Source organism: Mycolicibacterium peregrinum, assembly GCF_001665625.1.
GTDB lineage: Bacteria > Actinomycetota > Actinomycetes > Mycobacteriales > Mycobacteriaceae > Mycobacterium > Mycobacterium peregrinum_B.
The window spans coordinates 16,927-42,822 of record NZ_LZSY01000145.1 but is presented as its reverse complement, the minus strand read 5'-3'; the positions used below and the strand labels follow the sequence as shown (position 1 = coordinate 42,822).

The 25,896-nt window shown below is 66.3% G+C and carries 26 protein-coding genes; 15 read left to right on the top strand and 11 right to left on the bottom strand.

Annotated features, from left to right (window positions below; genetic code table 11):
• Together A5779_RS23130 and A5779_RS23125 are read left to right on the top strand one after the other, a co-directional pair.
• The coding region (locus A5779_RS23130; RefSeq protein ID WP_064885976.1) for a DNA gyrase subunit A at window positions 1-1,937 on the top strand (1,937 nt) is incomplete at its 5' end.
• 80 nt (window positions 1,938-2,017) lie between these two features.
• Window positions 2,018-2,827, top strand: coding sequence for a DUF1906 domain-containing protein (locus A5779_RS23125; RefSeq protein WP_064885974.1), 810 nt, complete (start codon window positions 2,018-2,020; stop codon window positions 2,825-2,827).
• Between the two features lie 9 nt (window positions 2,828-2,836).
• Here A5779_RS23125 and A5779_RS23120 read toward each other — a convergent pair whose 3' ends face one another.
• Window positions 2,837-4,306, bottom strand: a complete 1,470-nt coding sequence (locus A5779_RS23120; protein WP_064885970.1) for an amidase — start codon at window positions 4,304-4,306, stop codon at window positions 2,837-2,839.
• Between the two features lie 98 nt (window positions 4,307-4,404).
• On the opposite strand from A5779_RS23120, the gene A5779_RS23115 reads away from it, so the two are divergent.
• Entirely contained in the window at window positions 4,405-4,653 is a 249-nt protein-coding gene (locus A5779_RS23115; RefSeq protein ID WP_064885968.1) for a hypothetical protein, read from the top strand.
• A gap of 18 nt (window positions 4,654-4,671) precedes the next feature.
• Here the strand turns inward: A5779_RS23115 and A5779_RS23110 are convergent, their stop codons facing one another.
• From A5779_RS23110 to A5779_RS23100, 3 genes are read right to left on the bottom strand one after another with little or no spacing between them, the layout of a single operon-like run.
• Window positions 4,672-5,526 carry an SDR family NAD(P)-dependent oxidoreductase gene (locus A5779_RS23110; protein ID WP_064885967.1) on the bottom strand — a complete coding sequence of 285 codons (855 nt, stop codon included), beginning with the start codon at window positions 5,524-5,526 and terminating at the stop codon, window positions 4,672-4,674.
• Between the two features lie 25 nt (window positions 5,527-5,551).
• Window positions 5,552-5,737 carry a ferredoxin gene (locus tag A5779_RS23105; protein WP_064885965.1) on the bottom strand — a complete coding sequence of 62 codons (186 nt, stop codon included), beginning with the start codon at window positions 5,735-5,737 and terminating at the stop codon, window positions 5,552-5,554.
• Window positions 5,734-7,074: a cytochrome P450 gene (locus A5779_RS23100; protein WP_064885963.1), complete on the bottom strand. Its 1,341-nt coding sequence runs from the start codon at window positions 7,072-7,074 to the stop codon at window positions 5,734-5,736. The genes A5779_RS23105 and A5779_RS23100 overlap by 4 nt, the downstream gene beginning before the upstream one ends.
• Before the next feature lie 156 nt (window positions 7,075-7,230).
• On the opposite strand from A5779_RS23100, the gene A5779_RS23095 reads away from it, so the two are divergent.
• From A5779_RS23095 to A5779_RS23070, 6 genes are all read left to right on the top strand, one after another.
• On the top strand, window positions 7,231-7,827 hold the full coding sequence (locus tag A5779_RS23095) for a TetR/AcrR family transcriptional regulator (protein WP_064885961.1): 597 nt from the start codon (window positions 7,231-7,233) through the stop codon (window positions 7,825-7,827).
• Window positions 7,828-7,901: 74 nt separating this feature from the next.
• Window positions 7,902-8,777 (top strand): crotonase/enoyl-CoA hydratase family protein, encoded by an 876-nt coding sequence (locus tag A5779_RS23090; protein ID WP_064885959.1) that lies wholly within the window; start codon window positions 7,902-7,904, stop codon window positions 8,775-8,777.
• Window positions 8,778-8,898: 121 nt separating this feature from the next.
• The gene (locus A5779_RS23085; RefSeq protein WP_064885957.1) at window positions 8,899-9,225 is read left to right on the top strand and encodes an MmcQ/YjbR family DNA-binding protein; all 327 of its coding nucleotides are present in this window, start codon (window positions 8,899-8,901) and stop codon (window positions 9,223-9,225) included.
• A 99-nt stretch (window positions 9,226-9,324) separates the two neighbouring features.
• Window positions 9,325-11,241 (top strand): flavin-containing monooxygenase, encoded by a 1,917-nt coding sequence (locus A5779_RS23080; protein ID WP_064885955.1) that lies wholly within the window; start codon window positions 9,325-9,327, stop codon window positions 11,239-11,241.
• A 2-nt stretch (window positions 11,242-11,243) separates the two neighbouring features.
• On the top strand, window positions 11,244-12,269 hold the full coding sequence (locus tag A5779_RS23075; RefSeq protein ID WP_064885954.1) for an alcohol dehydrogenase catalytic domain-containing protein: 1,026 nt from the start codon (window positions 11,244-11,246) through the stop codon (window positions 12,267-12,269).
• Between the two features lie 315 nt (window positions 12,270-12,584).
• On the top strand, window positions 12,585-14,627 hold the full coding sequence (locus tag A5779_RS23070; RefSeq protein ID WP_082941807.1) for a universal stress protein: 2,043 nt from the start codon (window positions 12,585-12,587) through the stop codon (window positions 14,625-14,627).
• Here A5779_RS23070 and A5779_RS23065 read toward each other — a convergent pair.
• Window positions 14,588-15,049: a MarR family winged helix-turn-helix transcriptional regulator gene (locus tag A5779_RS23065; RefSeq protein ID WP_064885952.1), complete on the bottom strand. Its 462-nt coding sequence runs from the start codon at window positions 15,047-15,049 to the stop codon at window positions 14,588-14,590. The two genes, A5779_RS23070 and A5779_RS23065, sit on opposite strands and share 40 nt — an antisense overlap.
• 113 nt (window positions 15,050-15,162) lie before the next feature.
• On the opposite strand from A5779_RS23065, the gene A5779_RS23060 reads away from it, so the two are divergent.
• Window positions 15,163-15,585, top strand: coding sequence for an organic hydroperoxide resistance protein (locus tag A5779_RS23060; protein WP_064885984.1), 423 nt, complete (start codon window positions 15,163-15,165; stop codon window positions 15,583-15,585).
• A gap of 92 nt (window positions 15,586-15,677) precedes the next feature.
• Here the strand turns inward: A5779_RS23060 and A5779_RS23055 are convergent, their stop codons facing one another.
• From A5779_RS23055 to A5779_RS23040, 4 genes are read right to left on the bottom strand one after another with little or no spacing between them, the layout of a single operon-like run.
• Window positions 15,678-17,021 carry an APC family permease gene (locus tag A5779_RS23055; protein ID WP_064885950.1) on the bottom strand — a complete coding sequence of 448 codons (1,344 nt, stop codon included), beginning with the start codon at window positions 17,019-17,021 and terminating at the stop codon, window positions 15,678-15,680.
• Window positions 17,022-17,032: 11 nt separating this feature from the next.
• Window positions 17,033-18,670: an amidohydrolase gene (locus A5779_RS23050; RefSeq protein WP_064885948.1), complete on the bottom strand. Its 1,638-nt coding sequence runs from the start codon at window positions 18,668-18,670 to the stop codon at window positions 17,033-17,035.
• Window positions 18,667-19,674 (bottom strand): agmatine deiminase family protein, encoded by a 1,008-nt coding sequence (locus tag A5779_RS23045; RefSeq protein WP_207549108.1) that lies wholly within the window; start codon window positions 19,672-19,674, stop codon window positions 18,667-18,669. The genes A5779_RS23050 and A5779_RS23045 overlap by 4 nt, the downstream gene beginning before the upstream one ends.
• A gap of 24 nt (window positions 19,675-19,698) precedes the next feature.
• Window positions 19,699-20,688, bottom strand: a complete 990-nt coding sequence (locus tag A5779_RS23040) for a nitrilase-related carbon-nitrogen hydrolase (RefSeq protein ID WP_064885944.1) — start codon at window positions 20,686-20,688, stop codon at window positions 19,699-19,701.
• An 87-nt stretch (window positions 20,689-20,775) separates the two neighbouring features.
• On the opposite strand from A5779_RS23040, the gene A5779_RS23035 reads away from it, so the two are divergent.
• A complete protein-coding gene (locus tag A5779_RS23035) occupies window positions 20,776-21,378 on the top strand; it encodes a TetR/AcrR family transcriptional regulator (RefSeq protein WP_064885942.1) in 603 nt (200 codons plus the stop codon).
• 5 nt (window positions 21,379-21,383) lie between these two features.
• Here A5779_RS23035 and A5779_RS23030 read toward each other — a convergent pair whose 3' ends face one another.
• Window positions 21,384-21,701, bottom strand: coding sequence for a heme-binding protein (locus tag A5779_RS23030; protein WP_064885940.1), 318 nt, complete (start codon window positions 21,699-21,701; stop codon window positions 21,384-21,386).
• A gap of 38 nt (window positions 21,702-21,739) precedes the next feature.
• Window positions 21,740-22,045, bottom strand: a complete 306-nt coding sequence (locus A5779_RS23025) for a hypothetical protein (RefSeq protein ID WP_064885938.1) — start codon at window positions 22,043-22,045, stop codon at window positions 21,740-21,742.
• A 268-nt stretch (window positions 22,046-22,313) separates the two neighbouring features.
• On the opposite strand from A5779_RS23025, the gene A5779_RS23020 reads away from it, so the two are divergent.
• The 4 genes from A5779_RS23020 to A5779_RS23005 all read left to right on the top strand — a co-directional run bounded on the left by A5779_RS23020 (window position 22,314) and on the right by A5779_RS23005 (window position 25,882).
• Window positions 22,314-23,447 carry a YeiH family protein gene (locus A5779_RS23020; RefSeq protein ID WP_064885936.1) on the top strand — a complete coding sequence of 378 codons (1,134 nt, stop codon included), beginning with the start codon at window positions 22,314-22,316 and terminating at the stop codon, window positions 23,445-23,447.
• 21 nt (window positions 23,448-23,468) lie between these two features.
• Window positions 23,469-24,419 (top strand): ABC transporter substrate-binding protein, encoded by a 951-nt coding sequence (locus A5779_RS23015; RefSeq protein ID WP_064885934.1) that lies wholly within the window; start codon window positions 23,469-23,471, stop codon window positions 24,417-24,419.
• Between the two features lie 12 nt (window positions 24,420-24,431).
• Window positions 24,432-25,136 carry a queuosine precursor transporter gene (locus A5779_RS23010; RefSeq protein WP_064885932.1) on the top strand — a complete coding sequence of 235 codons (705 nt, stop codon included), beginning with the start codon at window positions 24,432-24,434 and terminating at the stop codon, window positions 25,134-25,136.
• Window positions 25,137-25,210: 74 nt separating this feature from the next.
• Window positions 25,211-25,882, top strand: coding sequence for a 5-oxoprolinase subunit B family protein (locus tag A5779_RS23005; protein WP_236734857.1), 672 nt, complete (start codon window positions 25,211-25,213; stop codon window positions 25,880-25,882).
• The last annotated feature ends 14 nt before the right edge of the window (window positions 25,883-25,896 follow it).

The window sequence follows — 25,896 nt, the reverse complement described above, 5'->3', positions numbered from 1 at the left end:
AGTCCTCGAAGATCTGCTCGGCGGTCACCGGTAACCTGCACCCGCACGGTGGCGCATCGATGTACGGGGCCGCGGCGCTCATGGCCGCCGAGTTCCAGCGCGTGAAAGTCATTGACGGACAAGGCGCATTCCCCCGCATCCAGGGCGACATTCCCGCCGCGGACCGCTACACCGAGATGCGGCTGTCGGCTCCCGGTGCCGCGCTGACCGCCGAACTCGACGATCACGCCGTACCCATGGTGCAGACCTTCGACGGCGAGTGGACCGAGCCGACGATGCTGCCGGCCCAGTGGCCGGTGCTGCTCTGCAACGGCGCGGTCGGCATCGCCGAAGGGTGGGCCACCAAGGTGCCCGCGCACAATCCGCGTGAGGTGATGGCCGCCTGCCGGGCTCTGCTGGCCCGACCGAACACAACCGATGACACGTTGATGAAGCTCATCCCCGGACCCGACTGGGGCTGCGGGTCCACCGTGGTCGGCTCGAACGGCCTGCGGGAGTACATCACCACCGGCCGCGGCATGTTCACCGTCCGCGGCACCCTGACGGTCGACGGCAAGAACGTCATCGTCACCGAGCTCCCTCCCGGCGTCGCCAGTAACACTGTGCAGGACAGGATCCGAGCCCTGGTCGAGTCCGGCGAGTTGTCCGGCGTGGCCGACATGTCGGACCTGACCGACCGTCGCAACGGGCTGCGCATCGTCGTCACCGCCAAACGCGGCCACAGCGCCGAGACCATCCGCGAGCAGCTGCTGGCGCTGACACCGCTGGAGTCGACATTCGCCGCCAGCCTGGTCGCCCTCGACGAGGACCGGGTGCCGCGCTGGTGGTCGGTGCGGGAGCTGATCTCCGCGTTCCTGCATCTGCGTGACTCCGTGGTGTTGCACCGCAGCGAGTACCGGTTGGAGAAGGTCACCGCGCGTCGCCACCTGGTGGCAGGCTTGATGAAGATCCACCTCGACATCGATGCTGCCGTCGCGGTCATCCGAGGCTCCGACACCGTCGACGACGCCCGGCAGGGACTGCAGCAGCGATTCGAAATCGACGAAGAGCAGGCCAATTACGTTCTGGCCCTGCAGCTTCGACGGTTGACCAAGCTCGATGTGATCGAGCTGCAGGCCGAAGCCGACAAGCTGGACGCCGAGTTCGCCGAGCTGACCGAACTGGTCTCCAACCCCGATGCGCGCCGAAAGGTGATCGACAAGGAGCTGGTGGAGACCGCGAAACTGTTCAAGGGCCCCGAATTCGACCGCCGCACCGTGCTGGACCTCGAGGCCACCCCGACCGCGTCGTCTGCCGACGAGGACGGCCCCAGGGAGCGGAAGGTCAACACCTCCTGGCGCCTCGACGACCGCGGCGTGTTCTCCGACAGCCACGGCGAACTGCTCACCTCGGGTCTGGGATGGGCGGTGTGGACCGACGGCCGGGTCAAGTTCACCAATGGCAACGGCCTGCCGTTCAAGATCCGCGACATCCCGGTGGCGCCGGACATCACCGGGTTGCTGCGCTCCGGGGTGATGCCGACCGGCTATCACCTGGCGCTGGTGACGCGGCGTGGCAAGATCCTGCGCATCGACCCGGCCGCGGTGAACCCGCAGGGTGTGGCCGGCAACGGCGTGGCCGGGGTGAAGCTGGTCGCCGATGACGCCGGCGACGAGGTGATCGCCGCGCTGCCGATCAGTTGCGAAAACGGCGAGGCCATCCTTTCCACGTCCGAGAAGAGCTGGAAGGTCACCGAAGTCGCCGACATCCCGGTCAAGGGCCGCGGCGGCGCCGGTGTCGGGTTCCACCCGTTCGTCAAGGGCGAGGACGCTCTGCTGTCGGCGGCGATCTCGGCAACCGGTTTCGTGCGCGGACGCCGGGCCGTGCGGGCCGAAAACCGCGCGAAGGCCTCGGTCAAGGGCTCGGGCAGCGATGTGACGCCGGCCCCGTCAGAGTGAGGTTGTCCTTCAAGATCACGAATGGAGCACGGACCGCGCGGCAACACTGTTAACAGTAGTCACTTTGTTAACATCGCGGCATGCAGGACTCGCCTGGGAGCAGCGACCTGCGCCGAACAGGTCCGGTTTCCCGGCGTGACGCGCTGCGCTACGCCGCCACCGTGTCGGCGCTGGCCGGGCTGGGTGCGGCAGCGGCAAGCGTCGGTGCGCCTGCGGCGTCGGCCGCCGCCCCCACGCTGATCGACTTCGCCATGCGTCAGATTCCGGCGCAGCACATCCGGGCCGCCGGCCACTCCGGGGTGATCAACTACGTCTCGACGTCACGTCCGGGCTCATCCATGGGCGCCAAACCGATCACCCTGCCCTACGCCAAGCAGCTGACCGCCGCCGGATTGGTGATCGTCAGCAACTACCAGTACGGCAAGCCCGGCGGGACCGCCCCATCGGACTTCACCCGGGGATACGCCGGCGGCGTGGCCGACGCCCGCACCGCCTGGCAACTACACACCGCGGCCGGTGGCGGCCAGAGTGCACCGATCTTCTTCAGCGTCGACGACGATATCGACCGCAACACCTGGAACAACGTCGCCCTGCAGTGGTTCCGCGGGATCAACTCGGTGCTCGGTGTGCAGCGCACCGGCATCTACGGGGGAATCCGACCGTGCCAGTGGGCAATTGGCGATGGTGTCGTCGGCAGATCGACCACCCCCGGCCGTGCCTGGGCGTGGCAGACCCGGTCCTGGTCTGGCGGGCAGGTCCACCCTGCCGCGGTTCTGTACCAACGGGTGGTGAGTACCGCGTCGAATCCGGGACCGGTGGTCGGCGGGCTCGAAGTCGACGTCAACGATGCGCTGGCCCAAGATGTCGGCCAGTGGAACCTACATCCGTAGCGTCGCAGCTCAGATCGGCGCGAGGCGACCGGCCCAGGGCATTGCCTGCTCGAGCTGAGCCGCCAACCTGAGCAGCAGCGATTCACCGGCAAGCGGTGCGACGAACTGGACACCGAGCGGCAGACCTTCCGCGGTCCAGTGCAGGGGCAACGAGATCGCCGGGCGGCCGGTGATGTTCGCCAGTTGCGTGTAGGGCACCCAGCCGAGGTTCTTGTCCACCATGTCATCGACGATCTTGGTGTAGCGCAACAGGCTTGCGGTACGTGTCTTGATCAATGCGTCCGCCGCATGTTGCAGCACGACCGGCAGATCGAACTCACCGATCCGCGGCGGCAGGGTTGCCAGGGAGGGCGTCAACAGCAGGTCGTACGACTCGAAGAACGTGCTCAGCCGCAGAGTGTGTTCCTGGCGACGCTGCACCGCATCCAGATAGTCGACGCTGCTCGTGGCGCGGCCGATCGCCGCCATGATGAGCGTGTCACGTTCAAACGCGTCGTCGCCCGCGCCGGTCAGCCGTTTGGCCTCGGCGAGCTCCCACGCGCTGTAGACGAACCAGGTCAGCAGGAAGTCGCGGGCAAGCGCGGCGTCGTCGAAGGGCGCTTGAGGAAGTTCCTCGACATGGTGGCCAAGCTCGGTGAGCGCGGCAGCAGTTGCCTCGACGGCTGCGAACGCCTCGCGGTGTGGCGCGGGATTGATCGCCGTGGGCACCCGAAGCCCGATACGCAGTTTCCCGGGATCCGCCCCCACGCAGGATGTGAACGACTCGGCCGGCAGACTCGGCACGTACGGCCCGAAGGCTTCCCCGCCGCTGAGGACATCGAGCATCGTCGCGGTGTCGCGCACCGTCCGTGATACGACGCCTTGAACTGCCGCGCCGTGCATGGATTCTCCGACTACCGGACCCGACGGTGTGAGCCCGCGGCCCGGTTTCAGCCCGACGAGACCACAGCTGGCCGCCGGAATGCGGATCGATCCGCCGCCGTCGTTGGCACCGGCGCAGGGCACGATGCCGGCGGCAACGGCCGCTGCCGACCCTCCCGAACTACCGCCCGGCGACCTTGTCAGATCCCACGGATTGCGGGCCGGCCCCCACGCGTCGGGCTCGGTGATTCCCTTCGCGCCGAACTCCGGTGTGTTGGTCTTGCCGAAGATGACCAGGCCCGCGTCGATCCAGCGCTGGACGACAGTGGCGTGCTCGGGGACGTTCAGCGACATCAGCGCACGTGAACCGGCCGAGGTGGGCAAGCCCGCGTAGTCCTGCGCAAGATCCTTGATCAGAAAGGGCACCCCGGCGAAAGGCCCGGTCAGATCGTCCGTCGGCGCTGCCGGAACGTCGCGCACGATCGCGTTGATCTTCGGGTTGACCGCCGCCGCGCGCTGCTGAGCGGTCGCGAGCAGCTCAGCCGCCGAAACCTGCTTTTCAGCAACCAATTTCGCCAGAGATGTGGCGTCGTGTGCCCGGTACTCGTCAAAGTCCACCCCATGAACCTAGACTGCGCCGGCGTCGTGCGGTGAGTTACCGCCGGCGACGACGGGGGCACCGTTTGACGACAGCTCAAAATGGCTACCAACAAAGCATGTCTGAACCCAACACCGGCAACCGCATCGACGACGTCGCCCCCGGTGACATCATCACTCTCGGTGGCGGTGAACCGGCCTGCAAGGTGGTCCACAAGGAACCGACCGAATCGGGCTTCTTGGTCACCTTCGAGGTGGACGACGGCGAGATGTTCCAGCGGGAGGTGGCCGCCGGAACACCGGTCACGCGGTCCTTGGAGTCCAAGTGGGAGTCGACTCAGACCCCGACCGCGCACCCAAAGTCCTGAAACCGGCGGCATCAAGTCTCAGCGCACGAGAGTGGCACCGCCGTCCAACCGGATCTGCTGTCCGGTCATGAACCGGGACTCGTCGGCCAGCAGATACAGCGCCGTATAACCGGTCTCCCAGGCACTGGCCCGGCCCATCTTCAGCTTCACCACTTCGGCGTAGGCTTCGTCGACCTCATCGGGCTCGAACCCGAACAGCGACTGGGAATCGGTGTTGCCCAGCGTCGAGTCGATCGGGCCGAGCATCAGCGTGTTGGCGCGGATGCCTGCGGCGGCGAACTGTGCGGCGGTCAGTTCCGTGATGTAGTTCAACCCGCACTTGCCCAGCGCGTAGGGCATGATCCCGATGTTGAGTCCGACTTCGTTCTTGATGCTGGCGATGGACGAGATATTGATGATGCTGCCGGTTGAACCGCCCTCGTTCTTCTCCATGCATTGTGCGGCAAAGAGATTGCAGTAGTAGCAGCCCAGCATGTTCACGTTGATGCCATGGTTGAAGTCGTCGGCGCTCATCGAGTTGTTCACCCGGTCGAAGGGCGGATTGATCGCCACGCTGTAGACCATCCCGTCCACGCGGCCGCTGTTCTGCATCGCGGTGTCGAAGATGCGCTGGCAGTCGTCCTTTTCGGCGACGTCGGCCTGGACCGCGTACGCCTTGCCCTTCTCTGCGGTGATCATGTTCACCGTCTCCTGTGCGGCAGCGAGATTGCGGTCGACGACCACCACCTCGGCGCCGTGGCGCGCGGCCACGATGGCGGTGGCGCGGCCGTTGCCGATCTTGGGACCGGGCATCTGCCCGCCGCCCACGACGACAACCACCTTGCCGGTCAGATCGAACACGGTGCGGCCGGGACGCTCGAAATCTGTTGACATGATTACTCTTTCCTTGACTAATGAGCTAGATACGGATGGCCCGCTCCGGGCAGCCGTCGACCGCTTCGGCGACGGCGCCTTCGAGCTCGGGAGGGATGTCGGTGTCGATGGCCTCGGCGTAGCCGCCGTCGGTCAGCGTGAACACCTGCGGACACAGGGCCGCGCACACGCCGTGTCCGCGGCACAGATCGTCATCGACGACGACTTTCATCGGGACGCCTTTGTCGTGTCCGCGGCCGGGGTCAGGTTGAGGTGCAGATCGGTGAGACCTCGCAGGATGTAGGTCGGCACATAGTCGTAGCGTCGCGCGTGGGCGGCGCCGTGCCGGGCCTCGTCGATCTCGATCGCACCGGTGCTTTCCAGCAGCCGCTGGATCACCACTTTTGCCTCGGCCCGGGCCAGTGGTGCGCCGACGCAGCTGTGGACACCGCGGCCGAAGGCGATGTGCCGGCGGGCGTTGTGCCGGTCGAGGTCGAAGACGTCAGGGTTGTCGAACTGGCGCGGATCTCGGTTGGCTGCACCGTAGTGCACCATCACCACAGTGCCTGCGGGGATCTCTACACCGCCGACGGTCGTGGTGGCACGGGCGAGCCGGAAATCCCCGCGGATCGGGCTCTCGAAGCGCAGCGCCTCTTCGACGAAGTTCGGGACCTGGTCGGGGGTACGGCGCAGCTGCTCTTGGAGTTCGGGATTCTCGGCCAGGATCTTCAATGCCGAGGACAGCAGTCGGACCGTGGTCTCCTGACCGGCCGAGAAGAGATTGGCCGCCACCCGCACCACATCCATGACCTCCGGGGTCGACCCATCCGGGAACGTCGCGTGCGCCATCTCGGTCATGACGTCACCGCGAGGTTCGCGGCGCCGCTCCGAGATGTAGTCGGCGAAACGGTGGTAGAGGAATTCCAGCGGCGCGTGCGTCATCACCGTGTCGTCCGTACTGCCCAGCGAGTTGTCCCCGGTCAGCCGTTCGGTGAGCTCGGGACGGTCCGCCTCGGGAACACCGAGGAGATCCGCAATGACCAACAGCGCGAAGGGATTGGCGACAGCGCCGAGGAACTCGCCTCCACCGCCGGCGACGTACGGCTGCAGCACCTGATCGGCAAGGCGCCACATGAACGCCTCGTTTTCCTTCAGGCGTTTGGGGGTGATCAGGCGGCTCAGCAGCGAGCGGTGCGCGGTGTGTTTTGGCGGGTCGAACGACGGGAGTTGGTCACTGAACGGCAGTTCGTCACGGTGAGCCTCGATCAGCGCCCGGACTTCCGCCTCATCGCGCCCCTCCAGCGTCACCGGGAACCCAGGGGTCGGGCCGGTGACGGTATTGCACGACGAGAAGGAGTCGTGGTCGCTCACGACCGCCAACGCTTCGTCGTAGCCGGTGACGATCACCACGTTCTGCGACGGCTCGCGGAGCACGGGACTGGCCGTCCGCATGCGCTCAAGGATCGGGTAGGGATCCGCGACCAACGCGGCGTCGTGGAAGAAATCGACGCCCTGGAGCGGGGACGTATCGGTGGACGAAGTCTGCTGCGGTGCGGTGTTCAACGGCATGGTGTTCTCCTCGACTGGGCTGAGGCAAGCTGACCAGCTTGGCGCAGAAATACTGACCAAACGTACAGCTGGTTCCTGACCAATCGTACAGGCATATACTGTACGAATGGTCAGGCAGGGCGATTTTGTTAGGAAAGCTACATTTAGGTCGGTGCGGTGAGCGGTTCCGCGTCCGGCGCCGGCGGCACGACCCGGCAGAAGTTGATCGAGGCCGCCATCGAACTGTTCCGGCGGCACAGCGTCGCCGGCACCTCGCTGCAGATGATCTCCGACGAGCTAGGTCTGACGAAATCGGCGATCTACCACCATTTCCGCACTCGCGATGAGCTGCTGACCGCCATCATGGAGCCCGTCGTCAACGAGCTTGCCGCACTCGTGGAAACCGCCGAAACCCAGCGCGGGAGCCGTGCCCAAGCCGAATCGATGCTCACCGGCTACATTTCCCTCGCGGTGTCGCACCGCGACCTGTTTCCTATCCTCACCGGCGACCCCGGGGTCACCGAACTCCTCCGAGGGCAACCGCAATGGCGCGCGATCGTGAAACGACAAGCCGATCTGCTCGCCGGTGCGGAGCCTGGCGTGGCCGGCCAGGTCCGCGCGGCCATCGTCATGGCCGGCATCTCGGCGGCCGTCGGGGTGGAATTCGCCGGTCTCGACGACGGTGAGCTCTACGGCCAACTGGTCACGGCGAGCCGACGCACACTCGATCTGCGACCACCACGACACGCACCGGGACCGCTCGCCTGCGGGTGACTGCCGTTTCCTCCGTTGCCGCCAGAATCCCCCTTGGGCAAGCTGAGTACCAACTCACCCGCGAAGGAGCACCTGTGGAGTACACAACGATTCGGCACGAGCTCGACGACGGCATCCTCACCGTCGTCCTCGACCGCCCCGACAACCTCAATGCCTTCACCGTCGAGATGGCCGAAGAGTTGGAACGCACCTTTGTGACGGTCAACGACGATGACACCGTGCGCGCCGTCATCGTGACGGGCGAAGGCCGGGCATTCTGTGCCGGCATGGACCTGTCGAGCGAAGGCAACGTGTTCGGCCTCGACGAGTCGAAGTCACCAACACTGGCCGACATGGCCGACCTCGACGATCCCGAACTGCGCCGGGTCCGCGACACCGGCGGTCGAGTCACCCTGGCGATCTACGCCTGCCGCAAGCCCGTCATCGCTGCCATCAACGGGGCCGCGGTCGGAATCGGCGCGACGATGACGCTGGCCATGGATGCCCGGCTCATGTCGACGAAGGCCCGCTTCGGGCTGGTCTTCGGAAAGCTCGGAATCACACCGGAAGCCTGTTCCACCTGGTTCCTCCCCCGAATCGTCGGCATGCCAGCGGCTTTGGACCTGGTCTACCGCTCTGACATCCTCACCGCAGAGACGGCCCGCGAGATCGGACTGGCCCAGGCCGTCCACGAACCGGACGCCTTGATCACCGAAGCCCGGGCGCTCGCCGACGCGTGGACCCGTGACCGCTCCCCGGTCTCGGTCGCCCTCATGCGGCAGATGCTCTACCGCAACTCCGCCGAGCCGCACCCCGTCGACGCACACCGGATCGACTCACTGGCCATGTTCTACACGAGCATCGGCGACGGCCACGACGGCGTGCGAGCCTTCCTCGACAAGCGCACTCCAGAGTTCACCGGGCGGGCCTCCGAGATGCCGCCGTTCTATGAGGAGTGGGTCGACGGCTAGGGACAGCAGCCGCACTGCGGGTTTCAAATCACCGACCAGCAACAGAGCGCAGTTGCGCGATGGAGCACCTCGGTAGGCTGCCTGAGCGGCATACCCCCCGCTCGATCGGAGGCCGATACCCGTGCTCGACGCTGACGATGTGCGCAGCATCGCGCTCTCTTTCCCAGAGACCGCCGAGAAAGAGCGCTGGGGCCATCCGACCTTCGACGTGGCGGGCAAGATGTTCGTTACGGTGCCCGACGACGAAACCTCATTTGCCGTGCGCTGCCCCCGATTTGACCGCGAGGAATTGATTGCCGCCGAACCGCAGAAGTTCTGGGTGCCCCAACACGAGGCCGCATCAGCGTGGGTACGGGTCCGGTTGGCTGAACTGGAGGATTCGCAGGAACTCCGCGACATTCTGCTCGACTCATGGCGGCAAGCCGCGCCCAGCCGCCTGACCGAGTAGCTACGCGCTGCTGTCGGCCTGCACCGCCGGTTGTCGCAACGGGTGCGCGCCTCAACCACCCCTTGTCACATAACGCTACGGGCAGTAGCGTAACGCCGCGTGACCCGGAGTTTCCATGTCGGCCAGCCGTTCACCACCCCCGATGCCGACATCGCGGCGGCATTGGAGCAGGTCAGCATCCCGACGCTGCTGCTCTCGCTCGTGCACATCACCGGCGACCCGCGGTACATCCGCGAGTTCAAACAGGCCGGCCTGTTCCTCAACGAGGTCCAGGGCTTCATGAGCGAAGAGGACAAAGCGCGGGCCCGTGAGGTGGCGCTACCGGTGATCGCCGACTACCGCGATCGCGGCTGCCCAGTGCCCGACCCGCTGCCCGCCGAACTGGTGCGGGAGATGCTGGACTGGGCGGCCTGTGAACCGGTCGACGAGGACAACCTGCCGCTGATGCTCGAGGAGCTCGACCTCGAAGGGGTCGACCCACGGCGGCCCACACCACTGCAGGGCACGCAAGACTTCAGCGTCATCGTGATCGGCTGCGGCGAGTCCGGGGTGCTGGCCGGGGTACGCCTCAAGCAGGCCGGTATCGATTTCACCATCGTGGAGAAGAACGCCGGACCGGGCGGAACCTGGTGGGAGAACAGCTATCCCGGCGCCCGGGTAGACGTGGCCAACCACTTCTACTGTTACAGCTTCGAACCCAGCAACCACTGGGATCACTTCTTCGCCGAACAGCACGAACTGCGCCAGTACTTCCGCGACGTGGTGGACCGCCACGACCTCGAGCCGAACATCCGATGGAACACCGAAGTGGTGTCCGCGGAATGGGACGGCGGGATGTGGAACGTCACGGTGCGCTCGGCCGCCGGCACCGAGACACTAAGGGCCAACGCCGTCATCACCGCCGTCGGTCAGCTCAACCGGCCGCAGATCCCCGAGTTCCCCGGCGCGGAAACCTTTGCGGGACCGGCCTTTCACTCGGCGGCGTGGAACCACGATGTCGACGTCACCGGCAAGCGGGTCGCGCTGATCGGCGCCGGCGCCAGCGGGTTCCAGATCGCCCCCGCCATCGCCGACAAGGTCGCCCACCTCACGGTCTTCCAGCGCACCGCGCAGTGGATGTTCCCCAACCCGATGTACCACGAGTCCGTCGCCGACGGTGTCCGCTGGGCCATGGAACACCTGCCGTACTACGGCCGCTGGTATCGCTTCCTGCTGTTGTGGCCCGGAGCCGACAAGGGCCTGGACGCCGCCCGGGTGGATCCCGACTACGACGACCACGGCAATGCGGTCAGCGAGATCAACGCCATCGCCCGCATCATGTTCACCGACTGGATCACCACCCAGGTCGGTGACGACGCAGGGCTGCTAGCCAAGGTGCTGCCCGACTACCCGGCCACCGGTAAGCGCACGCTGCAGGACAATGGCAGCTGGCTGGGCGCCCTCAAACGCGACAACGTGGACCTGATCCGCACCCCGATCGAACGCATCACCCCGAGCGGGGTCGTCACGACCGACGGCGAGACGTACGACGTCGATATCATCGTGTACGCCACCGGTTTTCGGGCCACCGACGTGCTGTTCCCGATGAAGGTCACCGGGCGTGACGACATCGACCTGCATGATGCCTGGGGACAGCGTCCGTACGCCTACCGGGGCATCACGGTGCCGGGATTCCCGAACTTCTTCATGACCTACGGCCCGGGAACCCACCTGGCCCACGGCGGCAGCCTCATCCTGAACTCCGAACTCCAGATGCGCTACATCAATCAGTGCCTGGAGCACCTGATCACCGAGGGCCTGCGGACCATGGAGCCTCTGCCCGAGCCGACCAAGGAATGGCACCGGCGTTCGCAGGAAGCGATCCGGCAGACCGTGTGGGCGCAGCCCTCCATCAAGCACTCGTATTTCAAGAATGCCGACGGCGAGATCCACACCGTCAGCCCGTGGCGGTTGAGCGAATACCGGTCCGCCATCAACGAACCCGTCTGGTCAGACTTCACAGTGCAGGAGGCGTGAGCATGCGCGCAGTCGTCGTCGACAGTTCCGGAAAGGTCAGCGTCGAGACCCGGCCTGACCCGGTCCTGCCCGGTCCCGACGGGGCCGTCGTCAGGGTCGAGGCCGCGTCAATCTGCGGATCGGACCTGCACTTCCTGGAGGGCCACTACCCGATCGCCGATCCGGTGTCGGTCGGACATGAGGCCGTCGGCACGATCGTCGAAATCGGTCCGGAGGTCACCAGATTCGCCGTCGGCGACCAGGTGCTGGTGTCCTCGGTGGCCGGCTGCGGGCACTGCAGTGGCTGCGCGACCCACGACCCGATCCGTTGCCTGCAGGGTCCCCAGATCTTCGGCACCGGATTCCTCGGTGGCGCTCAGGCCGAACTGCTCGCGGTACCGGCGGCGAACTTCCAGCTTCTGAAGATGCCGGAGGGCATCAGCACCGAGCAGGCCCTGCTGCTCACCGACAACCTGGCCACCGGCTGGGCAGCGGCCAAACGCGCCGACATTCCGGTCGGCGGTTCCGTCGCGGTCATCGGCCTGGGCGCGGTCGGCATGTGCGCCCTGCGCAGCGCCATCACCCTCGGTGCGGCAAAGGTTTTCGCTGTCGACCCGGTGGAGGCCCGGCGCGAACGAGCGGAAGCCTCGGGAGCCATCACCTTCGCCCCGCCCTCGGCGCAGGCGATCCGGGAAGCCACCGGTGGCCTCGGCGTGGACTCCGTCATCGACGCGGTGGGCATGGACGCCTCGATCAACGACGCCATCGACGCCGCTCGGGCCGGTGGCACGGTGTCCGTCGTCGGCGTGCACGATTTGCAGCCCTATCCGATGCCCGCACTGGGCTGCCTGCTGCGCAGCCTGACGATCCGGTTCACCACCGCGCCGGTCCAGCAGACCTGGCCGGAACTGATTCCGCTGCTGCAGGCCGGTCGTCTCGACGTCGACGGGATCTTTACCACCACGATGTCGCTGGACGAGGCCGCCGACGGTTACGCCAAAGCGTTCTCCCGCTCGGGCGAGGACTTGAAGGTGCAGCTCAAGCCGTAACCGACATTCAGTTGCACTGGTAGACACGGCTTTTGACGCAAAGTCACGGCGCTTTGATCGATTTCACTGTCAATTCGCTGTGAACTTCATGAGCCTTCCCCCTCAGCGCAACCGGCCTTTTTTACAACACATCGTTGTTCTATGCAAATTTACGTGAGACGCTTCACAATCCGGAATTAACTCGCCGACAACGGAATAACAACTGCGGTGTCGACAGTTAAACGGACACGTGCGCCAATCGAACTCGTTAGTTGACTGTCCGAACGCGGCGCCGCAGCGCCAGGCACTGCCAACAGCCCGCACTGGGCGGCGCTGATGCGTCAAGGTCCGCTCGCCGGCCGGTACCCCGCGGTGGCCGCCATGGTCACCCTGGCGTTGATCCCCTACCTGGCGTTGTCTGCCGCGGTCGATCCGCTGGTACCGATCATCTCCGAGCAGCTGAACCTGTCGGCGCAGACCATGAGCCTCGGCTTCGGCCTGGGCAATGCCGCCTATGCGGTGGGCACGGTCCTCGCCGTGCAGTTCGCCCAGCACCTGCCCCAGCGCAGGATGCTGTTGGCCTATGCAGTCGTCCTGGTCCTGGGGTCGGTGATCGCCGCGTCGGCGGTCAACGGGGCGATGTTCATCGGCGGTCACATCCTGCAGGGTCTGGCCACCAGCATGCTGCTGATCGCCGCTGCCCCGCCGCTGACGATCGGCTTCCCCAGGGACAAGCTGCGGCACACCGCGGTGATCATGAACATGTGCGTGTTCGGGGCCGTCGCGCTCGGCCCGTTCATCGGTGGTGCGCAGGCCGAAGCTCTCGCGTGGCGGCCACTGTTCTGGATCATTGCCGCGATCGCCGTCGGAGCCCTTGTCATGGCGGCCCTGACCTTCGAGGACGCTCCACCTGCCGACCTCGACGCACCGCGTGACCTGCGGGCCATCGGGTTGGCGTCGGTCGGCTGCGCCGCCGCTTTCATCGGTGCCGCACAACTGACCAGCCATGAATTCACCGACCCGGTGGCGATCGTGCCGATGCTCGGCGGCCTGGCCCTGATCGTGCTGCTCATCGTGTATCAGTTCCGGTCCCGCCGGCCGTTGCTGACCGTGCGCACCATGCTGACCAGTGCGATTCCCGTGGCCGGCGTCGGAGTCGCGCTGTTCGCGGCGGCCGCGTCGGTGGCGGCGACCGCGCTGACAGCCCAGGTCTTCATGGAGACCTACAGCCCGGTACAGGTGGGGCTGCTGTACCTGCCGGAACTCGGCGGCGCGATCGTGATGGCGTTCGTGTTCGGTTCGGTCATCTCGAAACGGTCGATGCACTACCTTCCGCTCGTCGGCATGGGCCTGCTCGCCGCCGGGATCTTGCTGTTTCGGCTCGCCATCCCGGCCAATCAACCGCTGGCCCTGCTCGCCTCGGCGCTGACCGGGCTGGCGCTGGGCGCCACGGTGGCCCCTGCACTGTTCGTCGCCGGATTCTCGCTGCAGTCCAACAGCCTTCAGCGCGTGTTCGCGATCATCGAGTTGTTGCGGGCCGTGGCCGCCTTCATGGTGGCGCCGATCTTCGCCCATTTCGCGGCCAGAGCGGCCGGCGGTCTCACCGCGGGCGCCGGCGACGCCCTGTGGATCGGATTCGGACTGGCCGTCGGTGGCGCTGTCTTCGGAGTGGCCGTCTATGCGCTCAGCGGCGCCCGGCCCCAGACACCCGACCTCGACCAGTTCCTCGACGGTGAATCGCCGGCCTGGTACTCGCCGCCGCTGCTGGCGCGGCTCCGGCCCGGCCTGCCCGCCCCGATCCCCGCATCAAGCCGTGACCGGCGGGTGACGGCATCCGAGGCGGGAGCGATGCCTGTTGCTGCGACCGGACCGGTGCTGTTCGCCTATGACGGATCACAACGCGCCGCCGGCGCCATCGAACGCGCCGCGGCCGAACTGCCGGTCGGTCGCGACGCCGTGGTGGTCTGTGTCTGGCAGCCGGTGGATGTCGGATTCACGCCGGTCGAGACGACGCATTTCGACGCCGACCAGGCGACCGAGGTACGACGGGCCGCCGAGCAGACGGCTGCTCACGGCGCATCGCTGGCCACCAGGGCGGGTTTCTCCGCCCGCAGCGTGACGGTCGAAGCGGCGCCGATCTGGAAAGGCATCGTCGAGACGGCTCAGGAACTCAATGCCAGCCTGATCGTTGTCGGCCCACACCGGCGCAGCGGACTGCTGGGCCACCTGGAAGGCAGCGTGGCCGGCGCCGTCGTCGCGCACTCCACCACCCCGGTCCTGGTCATCCCGGAGGACTGTCGACGTCCACCCTGCGTGGAGGGCGCCGGCCACTCGAACGTTCACGCCGTGGCCGCAGGATCAACGTCGGATCGCGAGTAGTTGCGCAGGTTGTCCCGCAGCGTGGACACGCCGCGCTGCATCGTCTTGAGTTCGTCCAGCGACAGCCCCGTCGCGGCCAAGAGGTCCATCTCCAGGGTCTGCGCCCGGAGCGCGCGGCCGGCGTCGGTGAGGCTCACGCGCACCTGACGCTCGTCGTCGGGATCGCGTTGCCGCGTCACGTATCCCAGCGCTTCGAGCCGCTTGAGGATCGGCGTCAGCGTGTTCGACTCCAGGAACAGCTTCTCCCCGAGGCCGCCGACCGTCTGGTGATCCTGCTCCGAGAGCGCGACGAGCGCGATGTACTGCGTATACGTGATGCCGTGCCGATCCAGGATCGGCTTGTAGGCCTTGCCGTACGCGAGGTTGGCCGAGTAGACGGCAAAGCACAGGAAATCGGAGAGTTGCGGAGCCTCGGGCGCCATGGTCCAAATTATATCGGATCCGATTTAGTCGGACGGGATGAAATACATGACCACCCCGCGTTCATCTCTAACGCGTCCAATTGGAGCCGATCATCCACCCGAAGGAGAACGCCGTGACCACCAGCCAGACCGACAACGTGCTGTACACCGCCCAGACCCACACCACCGGCGGGCGTCAGGGTGAGGCCTACAGCTCCGACGGCAACCTCGACATCCAGCTCACCCCGCCCGGAGGCAACGGCTCCGGCACCAACCCCGAGCAGTTGTTCGCGGCGGGCTGGTCGGCCTGCTTCCTGAGCGCCATGGGCCTGACCGCGGGCAAGCACGACGTGAAGCTGCCCGCCGAGACCGCCGTGGATGCCGAGGTAGACCTGCTCAACACCGACGGGGCATTCTCACTGCGGGCACGGCTGAACGTCACCATCCCCGGTGTCGATCGGGAGACCGCCCAGGCCATCGCCGATGACGCGCACCAGGTCTGCCCGTACTCGAAGGCCACCCGCGGCAACATCGACGTGACCATCAGCGTCGCCTGACGGAGCAGTGGATCGAATGGCCACTTGTCGCACGCCTTTCGCGTAATCGCGTGTCACAAGTGGCCACTCGGCAGGCATTCACAGGCGGTCAGTTACTCCTTCAAGTCCAGTACCGGCGTCGGCCACTGGAAGCCACGAGTAACTCCGGCCAGCCACACGAATCCCACTGCCAGCCAAGTCAACCCGATCACCAACGTCAGCCCCGACAAGCTGGTCCACAGCCACACGGTCAGCAGGAAGCCGATCATCGGCAGCACGAGATTGCTGATCACCCTGGCACCGTCGCGCTCCTGCCGGTCGACGAAATAGTGCTTGATCACCGACAGGTTCACCACCGAAAACGCCACCAGTGCACCGAAACTGATCACCGAGGCCAGGGTGGTCAGGCTGATCACGGTGGCCAGCAGCGACACGACTGACACCGCCAGGATCGCGTACACCGGAGTGGCGAACCGCGGCGAGACGTGACCGAAGAACGAGCGCGGCAGGATCCCGTCGCGCCCCATGGCATACAGGATCCGGGCCACCGACGCCTGCGACGCGATCGCGGATCCGAGCGCACCGGCGACATACGCCGCGGTGAAGAAGGTCTGAAGGAACTGGCCGCCCGCTGTCAGCATCAGATCCAGCGATCCGGACTCGACATCGGTGAACTGGTTGGAGGGGAACACCAGCTGCCCGAGATAGGACAGCACGACGAAGATCACCCCGGCCACCACGGTGGCGATCATGATCGCCCGCGGAACGGACCGCTTGGGATCCTTGGCTTCCTCCGACAGCGTGGACACCGCGTCGAACCCCAGGAACGACAGGCACAGGATGGCCGCGCCGGCCAGCACCGGACTGAATCCCGTTGCGCCGCCGTCACCATGGAAGGGGGCCATCAGGTCCACCGCGCCCAGGCTGAACACCTTGGAACAGGCCAACACCAAGAAAGTCACGATGAAGATCGCCTGTATCGCGATGATGACGAGATTCGCCCGCGCCACCGACACGATGCCGACAATGTTGAGCACCGTCACCCCCGCGATGGACAGCACGACGAACACCCAACCGGGGATCGCCGGAACCGCGGCGTTGAGATAGATGCCGATCACCAGGTAGTTGATCATCGGCAGGAACAGGTAATCCAGCAGCAGTGACCAGCCGGCGAGGAATCCGATCGGCGCGCCGAACGACTTCTGGGTGTACGTATATGCCGATCCCGCAACTGGATAGGCGACGGCCATCCTGGCGTAGGAACGCGCGGTGAACACCATGGCGGCCAAAGTGACCAGGTATGCGACGGACAACCTGCCGCCGGTGGTCTGGGTGACGATGCCATAGGTGGTGAAGACCGTGAGCGGCACCATGTAGACCAGACCGAACAGCACCAACGACGGCAGCCCGAGCGCGCGGCGCAACCGCCCCTCGGTGGCCTCAGCCAAATCGGCCATGACATTTCCTCTCATTCTGCGGCCGAATAGACCTGTGTGCCTTGGAGATAGGTGGCGCGCACTTGCACCTGTGACAGTTCCGACGGGGGGATATACCTCGGATCACGGTCCAGCCAGACGAGATCGGCACTCGCCCCTGGCGCGATGTGGCCCCAATCAGCTTCGGCAAAGGCCTGATACGCCACGGCTCCGGTGTAGGAGGCCAGGGCGGGCTCGATCGGGAGCACCTCTTCGGGTGTCCACCCCCCGGCCGGCTCACCGTCGGAGGTGCACCGCGACACCGCCACCGCGATGCCGTCCAACGGCGCACCCGAAGAGACCGGCCAATCCGATCCGAACGCCAATGCCGCACCGGAATTCTCCAGGGTCCGCATCCGGTACTGCCGATCCGCACGCTGGGCCCCCAGTCGCGGGATCGTGAGCACCGTCATCAGGGCATCCATCTGCGCCCACAACGGCTGCATGTTCGGGATCACTCCGAGTTCGGAGAATCGCCCGAGGTCGGCGTCGTCCACGAGCTGAGCGTGCGCGATCACCGGGCGTCGGTCGCGTGGACCATTGTGCCGCGCAACGTATTCGATGGCGTCCAGGGCCTGGCGGACCGCGGCATCGCCGATGGCGTGGATATGGATCTGCAGGCCCAGCTCGTCGACTTTCCTGGCCGCCTCCGCCAGAGCATCGCCTTCCCACAACTGCATACCGTGGGAGTGCAGGCCCGAACAGTAGGGCTCGAGCAGGGCGCCGGTCTCGTTCTCCACCACCCCGTCGGCGAAGAATTTCACGGTCTGCGCGGTCAGCAGCGGCGAACCCATCGCCACAACCCGGTCTCTGGCCGCGGCGTATTGCGTTACCTGCGTGTCGAAGTGACGCGGATCGGCGTAGAACGCCAAGTTGAAGCGCATCCGCAGGGCGCCGTCTCGGGCCGCCGCGAGGTAGGCATCGAGTTCGGCCGGTTCGACCCAGGCATCCTGAACCCACGTCACGCCATGGGCCAGGTAGTAGTCGGCGGCCGTGCCCAATGCGGCGATCCGCACCGCTTCGTCACGGGGCGGCATGACCGCGGTGATCAGGTCCGTGGCGCCCCATTCCCGCAGCGTGCCCAGCGGGGTGCCGTCCTCGCGACGCGGGATCTCCCCGAGGGCCGGCTCCGGGGTGTCGGCGGTGATGCCGGCCCGCTGCAGTGCGACCGAGTTGACCCACAGGGTGTGATAGTCCCAGGCACGCAACACCACTGGCCGGTCCGGGACCGCGGCGTCGAGCCAGCGCGCGTCGAACAGTCCGCCGGGAGCGAGACTGCCGTCATACGATGCCCCGACGATCCACTCCTGATCGGGGTTCGAATCTGCGAATTCTTTGACCGCCGCTACGATCTGGTCGATCGACTCACATGGCCGCACCGCAGGTCCTGCCGATTCCAGACCGCCGAACAGCGGGTGGGCGTGACCGTCACCGAACGAAGGCATCAGGAATCCACCTTCGAGGTCCACCGTCCGGTCGGCCGTGGCCGCCAGTGCGTCGGCGCCGACTGCGCGCACCACACCGTCGGCAACGAGCAGTGCGTCGGTGGTGTGGCCGGGCGTCCAGATCACGCCGCCGTGGAACAAGGTGGAGCTCGCACCGAGCTCGGGCGGCGCATTGCGGGCGGTCATGCGACGGCCTCCCTCTGGATCGGGGATGGTTGTTGTTGGGTGATGCAATGGATTCCACCGCCACGCTCGAAGAGTGGGCGGGCGTCGACGGCCACGACCTCGCGGCCGGGATACTGCTCGGCCAGGATCGCCCGCGCCTCCGCGTCGTGCGGATCATCGAATGCGCAGGCGATCACGCCGCCGTTGACAACCAGGTGGTTGATGTAGCTGTAGTCGACGTAACCGTCGGCATCGGTGAGAGTGGCCGGCGCGGGCATCTCGACGATGTCGAACCTGTCTTCGACGGCCGATCGAATCCCTTTGCACACCATGCTGTCCGGATGTGATTCGTCGCGCTGGGTATGCAGGAGCAGACGCCCCGGAGCGGTGAGGGCCGCGACGATGTCGACGTGACCGCGCGTGCCGTAGCGCTGGCTGTCTCGGGTCAGTCCGTACGGCAGCCACACCACGTCGGTCGCTCCGATGGTCCGCGCCAGTTCGGTCTCCACACCGGCCTTGGTGGCGCCGGAATTTCGGTGCGGGTCGAGTTGCACGGTCTCGGTGACCAGCACCGTGCCGTGCCCGTCGGTCTGGATACCTCCGCCCTCGTTGACGAGCGCGGACGGCACGACGGTGACGCCCGCGAGTTCGCCCACCATCGCCCCGATCTTGGCGTCGCGGTCCCAACGTGCCCAGTCCTGGGCGCCCCAACCGTTGAACGTCCAGTCGACGGCAGCCACCGACCCGTCGTCGGCGTGCACGAACGTGGGCCCGATATCCCGCATCCAGGCATCGTTCAACGGCGCCTCGATGAGCTCGATGTCTTGAGACACATAGCGTTTCGCGACCGCGAGCTCGGCGGGGTCGACGAGCATCGTGACCGGTTCGAACTGCCCCACGGCATGAGCCACGGCGGCCCAGGTGGACCGGGCCTCATGGCGCGCCTGCTCGGTGTCCCCGAGCGAATAGCCATCCGAAGGAAAGGCCATCCACACCCGATCCTGCGGTGCGCCCTCGGCGGGCATCAGGTATGAGGTCACCAACCGTTCCTATTTCACGACCGGCGTGGCCGCATGGCCATCGCCGTACGGGTGGGCAGGGTCGACCGGAGCGGTCAGCCGGCCGTAGCTGTCAGGGCGCCGGGTGACCAGGAACGGGAACAGCTCCAGCCAGTCACGCCGCTGGTCCAGGTCGAGATCGGCGACCAGCACGGCCTCCTCGTCGCGCGGCGCCTGCACCAGCACGCGACCGTAGGGGTCCGAGATGAACGACGAGCCGTAGAACGAGACGGTGCCCTCGTCCCCGGTTCGGTTGGGCACCACCATGAACAAGCCGCTGCTGATGCCGTTGGCCACGATCACCTGCTGCCACAAGGGCTGGGTGTCGAACGCGGGGAAGACCGGCTCCGATCCGATCGCGGTCGGATAGACCACGATCTCGGCGCCACCGAGCGAATAGTTGCGGGCCACTTCGGGGAACCATTCGTCCCAGCAGGTGGGCAGGCCGACCCGTGCGCCCAGCCCCTCGGGGTCATACACCGGGTACGGATCGTCGTCCGCGGAAGCCGGGCCCGGTCGAAAGTAGGTGTCCTCGTAGTACCCCGCCGAGATCGGGATGTGCATCTTGCGGGTACGCCCGACCAGCTCGCCCGACGGCGACACCAGGATCGCGGTGTTGTAGCCCAGGCCGTCGGCCGCGGGAGCCTTCTCATACAGCGAGGCGTGCACGAAGATCCCGTTGGCCTGCGCCGCCTCGGCCGCGAGTGCAAAGGTCGGGCCGTCGGTCAGCTCCTCGGCCCCATCCCCCGGGTTGGGCCCGGCCGGGGTGTCGGCCGGGTAGCGCAGCAGCGTGATCTCGGGCAGGAACACCGCGGTGGCGCCGGCACCGGCGGCGCGGTCGATGCCGTCGCGCAACACCTTGGTGAGTTCTGCGGCGTCAGGCCGCCAGCGGTGCTGCACCAACCCCACCCGCAGAGGCGGTCGCTGTGATGCGGTGCTGCGCGACAGCGAGTCGGGGGCGCTCGCAGTGAGCGTGATCATGGGACTCCTAAAACGAATGTGATTCGTTTATTGTGTGAGCCAGGACACCATTTGTAAAGAGTTAAGTTCGATCAGGGGGGACAGAACATGGGGCGACCACCATCACCGATCCTGTCAATCGACCGGATCTCCAGTGCGGCAATGGATCTCGTCTGCACAACCGGCGGTTTCACCATGCCCGAACTGGCCCGCAGGCTCAAGGTCAGCCCGTCGTCGCTGTACAACCACGTCTCCGGGCGCGAGCAGATCGTCGAACTCCTCCGTGAACGGGCGATGTCAGAGGTGCACCTGCCCGACCTGCACGCCGAGCGGCCATGGATCGACATCCTGGCCGACATCATGCGCTCGTACCGCAGCAGCTTCGCCCGCTACCCGCAGTTGATTCCCTTGCTCACAGCCCACGCCGTCAACAGCAGCCAGGCACTGACCATGTACAACGCGATCGCCGTAACCCTGACCCGCGGAGGCTTCAATCCGACCGACACATTGCGGATCATCACGTTGGTCGACAACTACGTGCTGGGGTCCGCGCTGGACCTCACCGCACCCGACCGGCCGTGGGAGTCGAGCGCCGAGGTCGGCCCGGAACTGACCGCTGCGCTCGACACCGGTGCGCCCAGGCCCGCGCGCGCCGACGATGCGTTCGAGTTCGGCTTGGCGGTGCTGCTGCGCGGGCTCGTGCAGCAGTGAGTCGCCTACCCGCCGCAGCGGTTACGGAAATCGATCGCCGGTTGCCGGATCCCCGTCAGTTCGGCCCGGATCTGCGGCTTGTCCTGGAGATAGACCTTCACCGATTCGGCCATCTGCTCGTTCGACTGCCCCTTGAGGCTGGTGAAGAACGCGTTGACGTCGGGATGGGTGAACAGATACGCCGAGGTGGACGCGCGGACGCCGGCCATCACACCGGCCAGGTCAGCGGCGGTGCAGTTCGGCTCGTCTGCCGCGGCGACGGGCACACCAACGGCCAAGAGCGACAAGCTGATTGCACCGGCGGCGATGACACGGGAGAACATCGTGGCTCCTAAGTGGACTCGGGTGAATGGGCGGAGGCTCATGGCCGCCCCGGACGCCAACCGCCACCGCCGCCACCACCACCGTTGTCAGGGCGGCCGGGGTCGAGATTGATCTCCAGACCCCAGTCGCCGCAGTACCAGTCGTTGGCACACGGATACGGGTAGTACGGACCGGCCTTCGGCGGCGTCGGCCCACCGCCACGGACATTGCCCTGCGCGCACACCGTGGAACCTCCGGCGTCGACGCAGTCGGCAACGGCGGCCGGTGCAGCGGCAATGGAGATAGCGATCGGGATGGTCAAACCGGTCAATCCGAGCAATGCCGGATACCACGTGATCCGCATGGCCACTCCTCAGTCGGTCCGCGTTGTGCCGAGAATAGATCTCAGGGGACGCCCAATATGCGGGAACGACAATAGCTGGTCACCGAGCGCAGCGCAGCGCCACTCACGGCGGTCGTAACTGGTTGTATTCGTGAAGATCTCAAGGGTGCCCGCGAAGATGCGCGCTACCTAGCCTGACGCGCGTGAACGAAGACTGGCTGGCCGTGATCGTCGGCCTCATCCTCTTGACCCTCGTCCTCGTCGGTGCCATCCCCGGCGGCGTGATCCCATGACCAGCACCGAGGAACGCTCGCAGCAGCGATCGCCGAAGGCCGGCTACGCCGTCGCCGGTGTGCTCGTGGTCATCGCGTTGGGTGCGGCGACCAGATTCCTGGAAACCGAGGTGCCCCACTGGGCCGCCGGGACACCACTGGCCAAAGTCGCCAAATCAGTCGAATTCCCGGTCTACGCAATCGCTCTCGGGCTCATCGGCAACGCCATCCTGGCCAGGTTCGCGCTCCGCGACCTCCTGTCTCAAGGGTTTCGCACCGAGTTCTTCATCAAGACCGGCCTGGTCCTGCTCGGGGCGTCGATCAACCTCAAGGTGCTCGCCACCGCCGCGGGACCGGCGATCATCCAGGCACTCCTTCTGATTTCGATCGTCTTCGGATTCACCTGGTGGCTGGGTGGGCGGCTGGGCCTGGACGACAAACTGCGCGCGCTACTGGCCTCGGCGGTCTCCATCTGCGGGGTGAGTGCGGCCATCGCCGCCGCCGGCGCCGTTCAGGCCCGAAAAGAGCAGCTGGCCTACGCCGCGTCGCTCGTCATCGTGTTCGCGCTACCGTCGATCTTCTTGCTGCCCTGGCTCGCCGACGTGTTCGGGCTGTCCGACGCCGTCGCCGGTGCCTGGATCGGCGGCAATATCGACACCACCGCGGCCGTCGCCGCGGCAGGCACGATCGCCGGTGAGCAGGCACTGCAGATCGCCACGATCGTCAAGACCACTCAGAACGCGCTGATCGGCATCGTCGCCATCGCTCTCACCGCGTACTTCGCCTTGAAGGTCGAACGCCGAACTGACACACCTGACCCAGCAGTGGCACGCCCGTCTCTGCGCGAATTCTGGGACCGCTTCCCGAAATTCGTGCTCGGCTTCATCGCCGCCTCGGTGATCGGCACGCTGTACCTGCAGTTCGCCGCCGACGGTAAATCGGCCATCGCAACGGTCAACGACCTGCGAACCTGGTTCCTGATCTTCGCGTTCGTGGCCATCGGACTGGAGTTCTCGCTCCGCGGACTGAAGGAAGCCGGCTGGCGACCGATCGTGCTGTTCGCCGCGGCGACCGTCGTGAACGTCGTGGTGGCGCTGGGTCTGGCCTCGATCCTGTTCGGCGGATTGTTCGGCACCTTCACCACGGGGTAGCTAAACGGTTACCCTGGCTAAGTGCCGACAACCTGGTCGCGGCGAGGGTTTTTCACGGTCACCGCTGGGATGGCCCTGGTCGCCGCATGCAGCACGCAAAAACCCGGCGAAGTTGCGAAAGACGGTTCGGTGACCGTCCGCCACCTCTTCGGAGACACCAACATCCCGGGTCCACCGCAACGCGTGGTCAGCGCGGGATTCACCGAACAGGACAACCTGCTGGCCCTCGGCGTCGTGCCCGTCGCAACGACCGAGTGGTTCGGCGGTGAGCCGTTCGCGGTGTGGCCCTGGGCGCAACCGAAACTCGGGGCCGCCCAGCCAACCGTGCTGGGCTTGAGCGACGGGATCCAGGTCGACGCGATCGCGGCGCTCAAACCAGACCTGATCGTGGCCACCAATGCCGGACTCGACGCCGACACCTTCGCCAAACTCTCCGAGATCGCCCCGACCATCGCACAGTCCGGACCGGACGCGTTCTTCGAACCCTGGCGCGACCAGGCCACCCTGATCGGCCAGGCCCTGTTCCAGAACGACGCGACGACGGGACTGGTCACCGGCGTGGACGACAAGTTCAAGGCAGTGGCCACCAACAATCCGCGCTTCGCCGGCAAGAAGGCGATGCTGCTCGCCGGTACGCTGTTCCGCGACAGTGTCCAGGCACAGACCGGGTGGCGGACCGAATTCCTCACCCAGATGGGCTTCGCCGTGCCCCCGACACCCGACCTCATCCCGCGCTCAGATTTCTCCTCGGTGCTCGACGCCGCCGATGTATTGATCTGGACCACCGAGAACGACGCAGAGCGCGACGCCCTGCTGGCCGACCCGGGCATCGCCGAGCTCAAAGCCACCACCCGCAAGCGGCACGTGTTCACTCCCAAAGAGCTGTCCGGCGCCATCGCGTTCGCCTCGCCGCTGTCCTACCCGCTGGTCGCCGACCAGCTGCCACCGCTGCTCAACCAGGCACTGACCTGACAAGATGACCGGGTGACAAGCACCCAGGAACACTCCGAACACCGCGGCACCGCCAGCATCGGCTCGGCCTACTATCCGGTGCTCGTCGCGGTTTTCACGGCCCTGGTGATCATCTCCAACGTCACCGCCACCAAAGGAGTCGCCTTCGGACCGATCATCGGCAACTGGTCGATCATCACCGACGGCGGCTTCATCGTCTTCCCGCTCACCTACGTGATCGGCGACGTGCTCTCCGAGGTGTACGGGTTCAAGGCCGCGCGCCGAGCGATCTTCCTGGGTTTCTCGATGAATGCCCTTGCCGCGCTCGCATTCTGGGCCACCATCTATCTGCCCGCTGCGGACTTCTACACCAACCAGGAGCACTTCGAGAACATCGTCCACGCCTACACCCAGTTGATCGTGGCGGGCCTGGCCGGATTCATCGTCGGGCAGACCATCAACGCCTGGGTCGTCGTCGCCATCAAGGAACGCACCAAGGAAAAGCACCTGTGGGCCCGCCTGGTCGGATCCACCTTCGCCGGCCAGCTCGGCGACACCCTGGTTTTCTGCGGTATCGCGGCCAGCGCGATCGGCATCAGCACCTTCGGGGACTTCGTCACCTACGCCGCGCTGGGCTGGGTCTACAAGACCGCGGTCGAGGTGATCATGCTGCCGATCACCTACCGCGTGATCGCCACCATCAAGCGCCGCGAGCCGACTTATCAGGCCGCCGTGTGAGGCTTCGTTAAGGCACCTCTGGCAAGGTTCACAGAGCCGGAGCTTTCTTAGCTACTCGCGGGTAGCTTCAGGTCATGAGTGTGACATCAGAGGTGATGGACGCGACGGGACCGACCCTGAACCCGGGCACCGCTCGCGACTATGGCGATCAGGCTCTGCTGCTCGAGTTCGACAGCACGGCCGATGTTTTGGCGTGGACCGCCACTCTCACGGCGGCCCAACTACTCGGTGTGGTCGATATCGTGCCTGCGTCACGCACGATCTTGATCAAGCTGGCCGATCCGCGCTACCAGGCGCCCACCCGACAACGGCTGGGCAAGCTGCAGCTACAACCCGGTGCGGCCCCGGTCCGTCCGGTCGGCCAGGCCGACGTGACCATCGACGTGGTCTACGACGGCGCCGACCTGCGCGACGTGGCCACGCTGACCCGGCTGACCCCGGAACAGGTGATCGCGGCGCACACCGGCAGTCAGTGGCAGGTCGGATTCATGGGCTTCGCACCCGGATTCGCCTACCTCGTCGGCGGCGACGAACGACTACAGGTACCGCGCCGAGCCGAGCCCCGCACCAATGTCCCGCCCGGCGCGGTCGCGCTGGCCGGCGAGTTCAGCGGCATCTACCCACGGCAGTCACCCGGCGGCTGGCAGTTGATCGGACGCACCGACGCGGTGTTGTTCGACATTCATCGGGACCAACCCGCGCTGCTCACCCCGGGTACGTGGGTGCAGTTCCGGGCCATCGGCTAGTCGGCGAGGAGGAC

Excerpts from the sequence above, each read along its gene's own strand:
- A5779_RS23125 (WP_064885974.1), top strand. The coding sequence starts at position 2,018 with ATGCAGGACTCGCCTGGGAGCAGCGACCTGCGCCGAACAGGTCCGGTT.
- A5779_RS23115 (WP_064885968.1), top strand. The coding sequence starts at position 4,405 with ATGTCTGAACCCAACACCGGCAACCGCATCGACGACGTCGCCCCCGGT.
- A5779_RS23110 (WP_064885967.1), bottom strand. The coding sequence starts at position 5,526 with ATGTCAACAGATTTCGAGCGTCCCGGCCGCACCGTGTTCGATCTGACC.
- A5779_RS23105 (WP_064885965.1), bottom strand. The coding sequence starts at position 5,737 with ATGAAAGTCGTCGTCGATGACGATCTGTGCCGCGGACACGGCGTGTGC.
- A5779_RS23100 (WP_064885963.1), bottom strand. The coding sequence starts at position 7,074 with ATGCCGTTGAACACCGCACCGCAGCAGACTTCGTCCACCGATACGTCC.
- A5779_RS23075 (WP_064885954.1), top strand. The coding sequence starts at position 11,244 with ATGCGCGCAGTCGTCGTCGACAGTTCCGGAAAGGTCAGCGTCGAGACC.
- A5779_RS23070 (WP_082941807.1), top strand. The coding sequence starts at position 12,585 with ATGCGTCAAGGTCCGCTCGCCGGCCGGTACCCCGCGGTGGCCGCCATG.
- A5779_RS23065 (WP_064885952.1), bottom strand. The coding sequence starts at position 15,049 with ATGGCGCCCGAGGCTCCGCAACTCTCCGATTTCCTGTGCTTTGCCGTC.
- A5779_RS23055 (WP_064885950.1), bottom strand. The coding sequence starts at position 17,021 with ATGGCCGATTTGGCTGAGGCCACCGAGGGGCGGTTGCGCCGCGCGCTC.
- A5779_RS23050 (WP_064885948.1), bottom strand. The coding sequence starts at position 18,670 with ATGACCGCCCGCAATGCGCCGCCCGAGCTCGGTGCGAGCTCCACCTTG.
- A5779_RS23045 (WP_207549108.1), bottom strand. The coding sequence starts at position 19,674 with ATGCCCGCCGAGGGCGCACCGCAGGATCGGGTGTGGATGGCCTTTCCT.
- A5779_RS23040 (WP_064885944.1), bottom strand. The coding sequence starts at position 20,688 with ATGATCACGCTCACTGCGAGCGCCCCCGACTCGCTGTCGCGCAGCACC.
- A5779_RS23035 (WP_064885942.1), top strand. The coding sequence starts at position 20,776 with ATGGGGCGACCACCATCACCGATCCTGTCAATCGACCGGATCTCCAGT.
- A5779_RS23030 (WP_064885940.1), bottom strand. The coding sequence starts at position 21,701 with ATGTTCTCCCGTGTCATCGCCGCCGGTGCAATCAGCTTGTCGCTCTTG.
- A5779_RS23025 (WP_064885938.1), bottom strand. The coding sequence starts at position 22,045 with ATGCGGATCACGTGGTATCCGGCATTGCTCGGATTGACCGGTTTGACC.
- A5779_RS23020 (WP_064885936.1), top strand. The coding sequence starts at position 22,314 with ATGACCAGCACCGAGGAACGCTCGCAGCAGCGATCGCCGAAGGCCGGC.
- A5779_RS23005 (WP_236734857.1), top strand. The coding sequence starts at position 25,211 with ATGAGTGTGACATCAGAGGTGATGGACGCGACGGGACCGACCCTGAAC.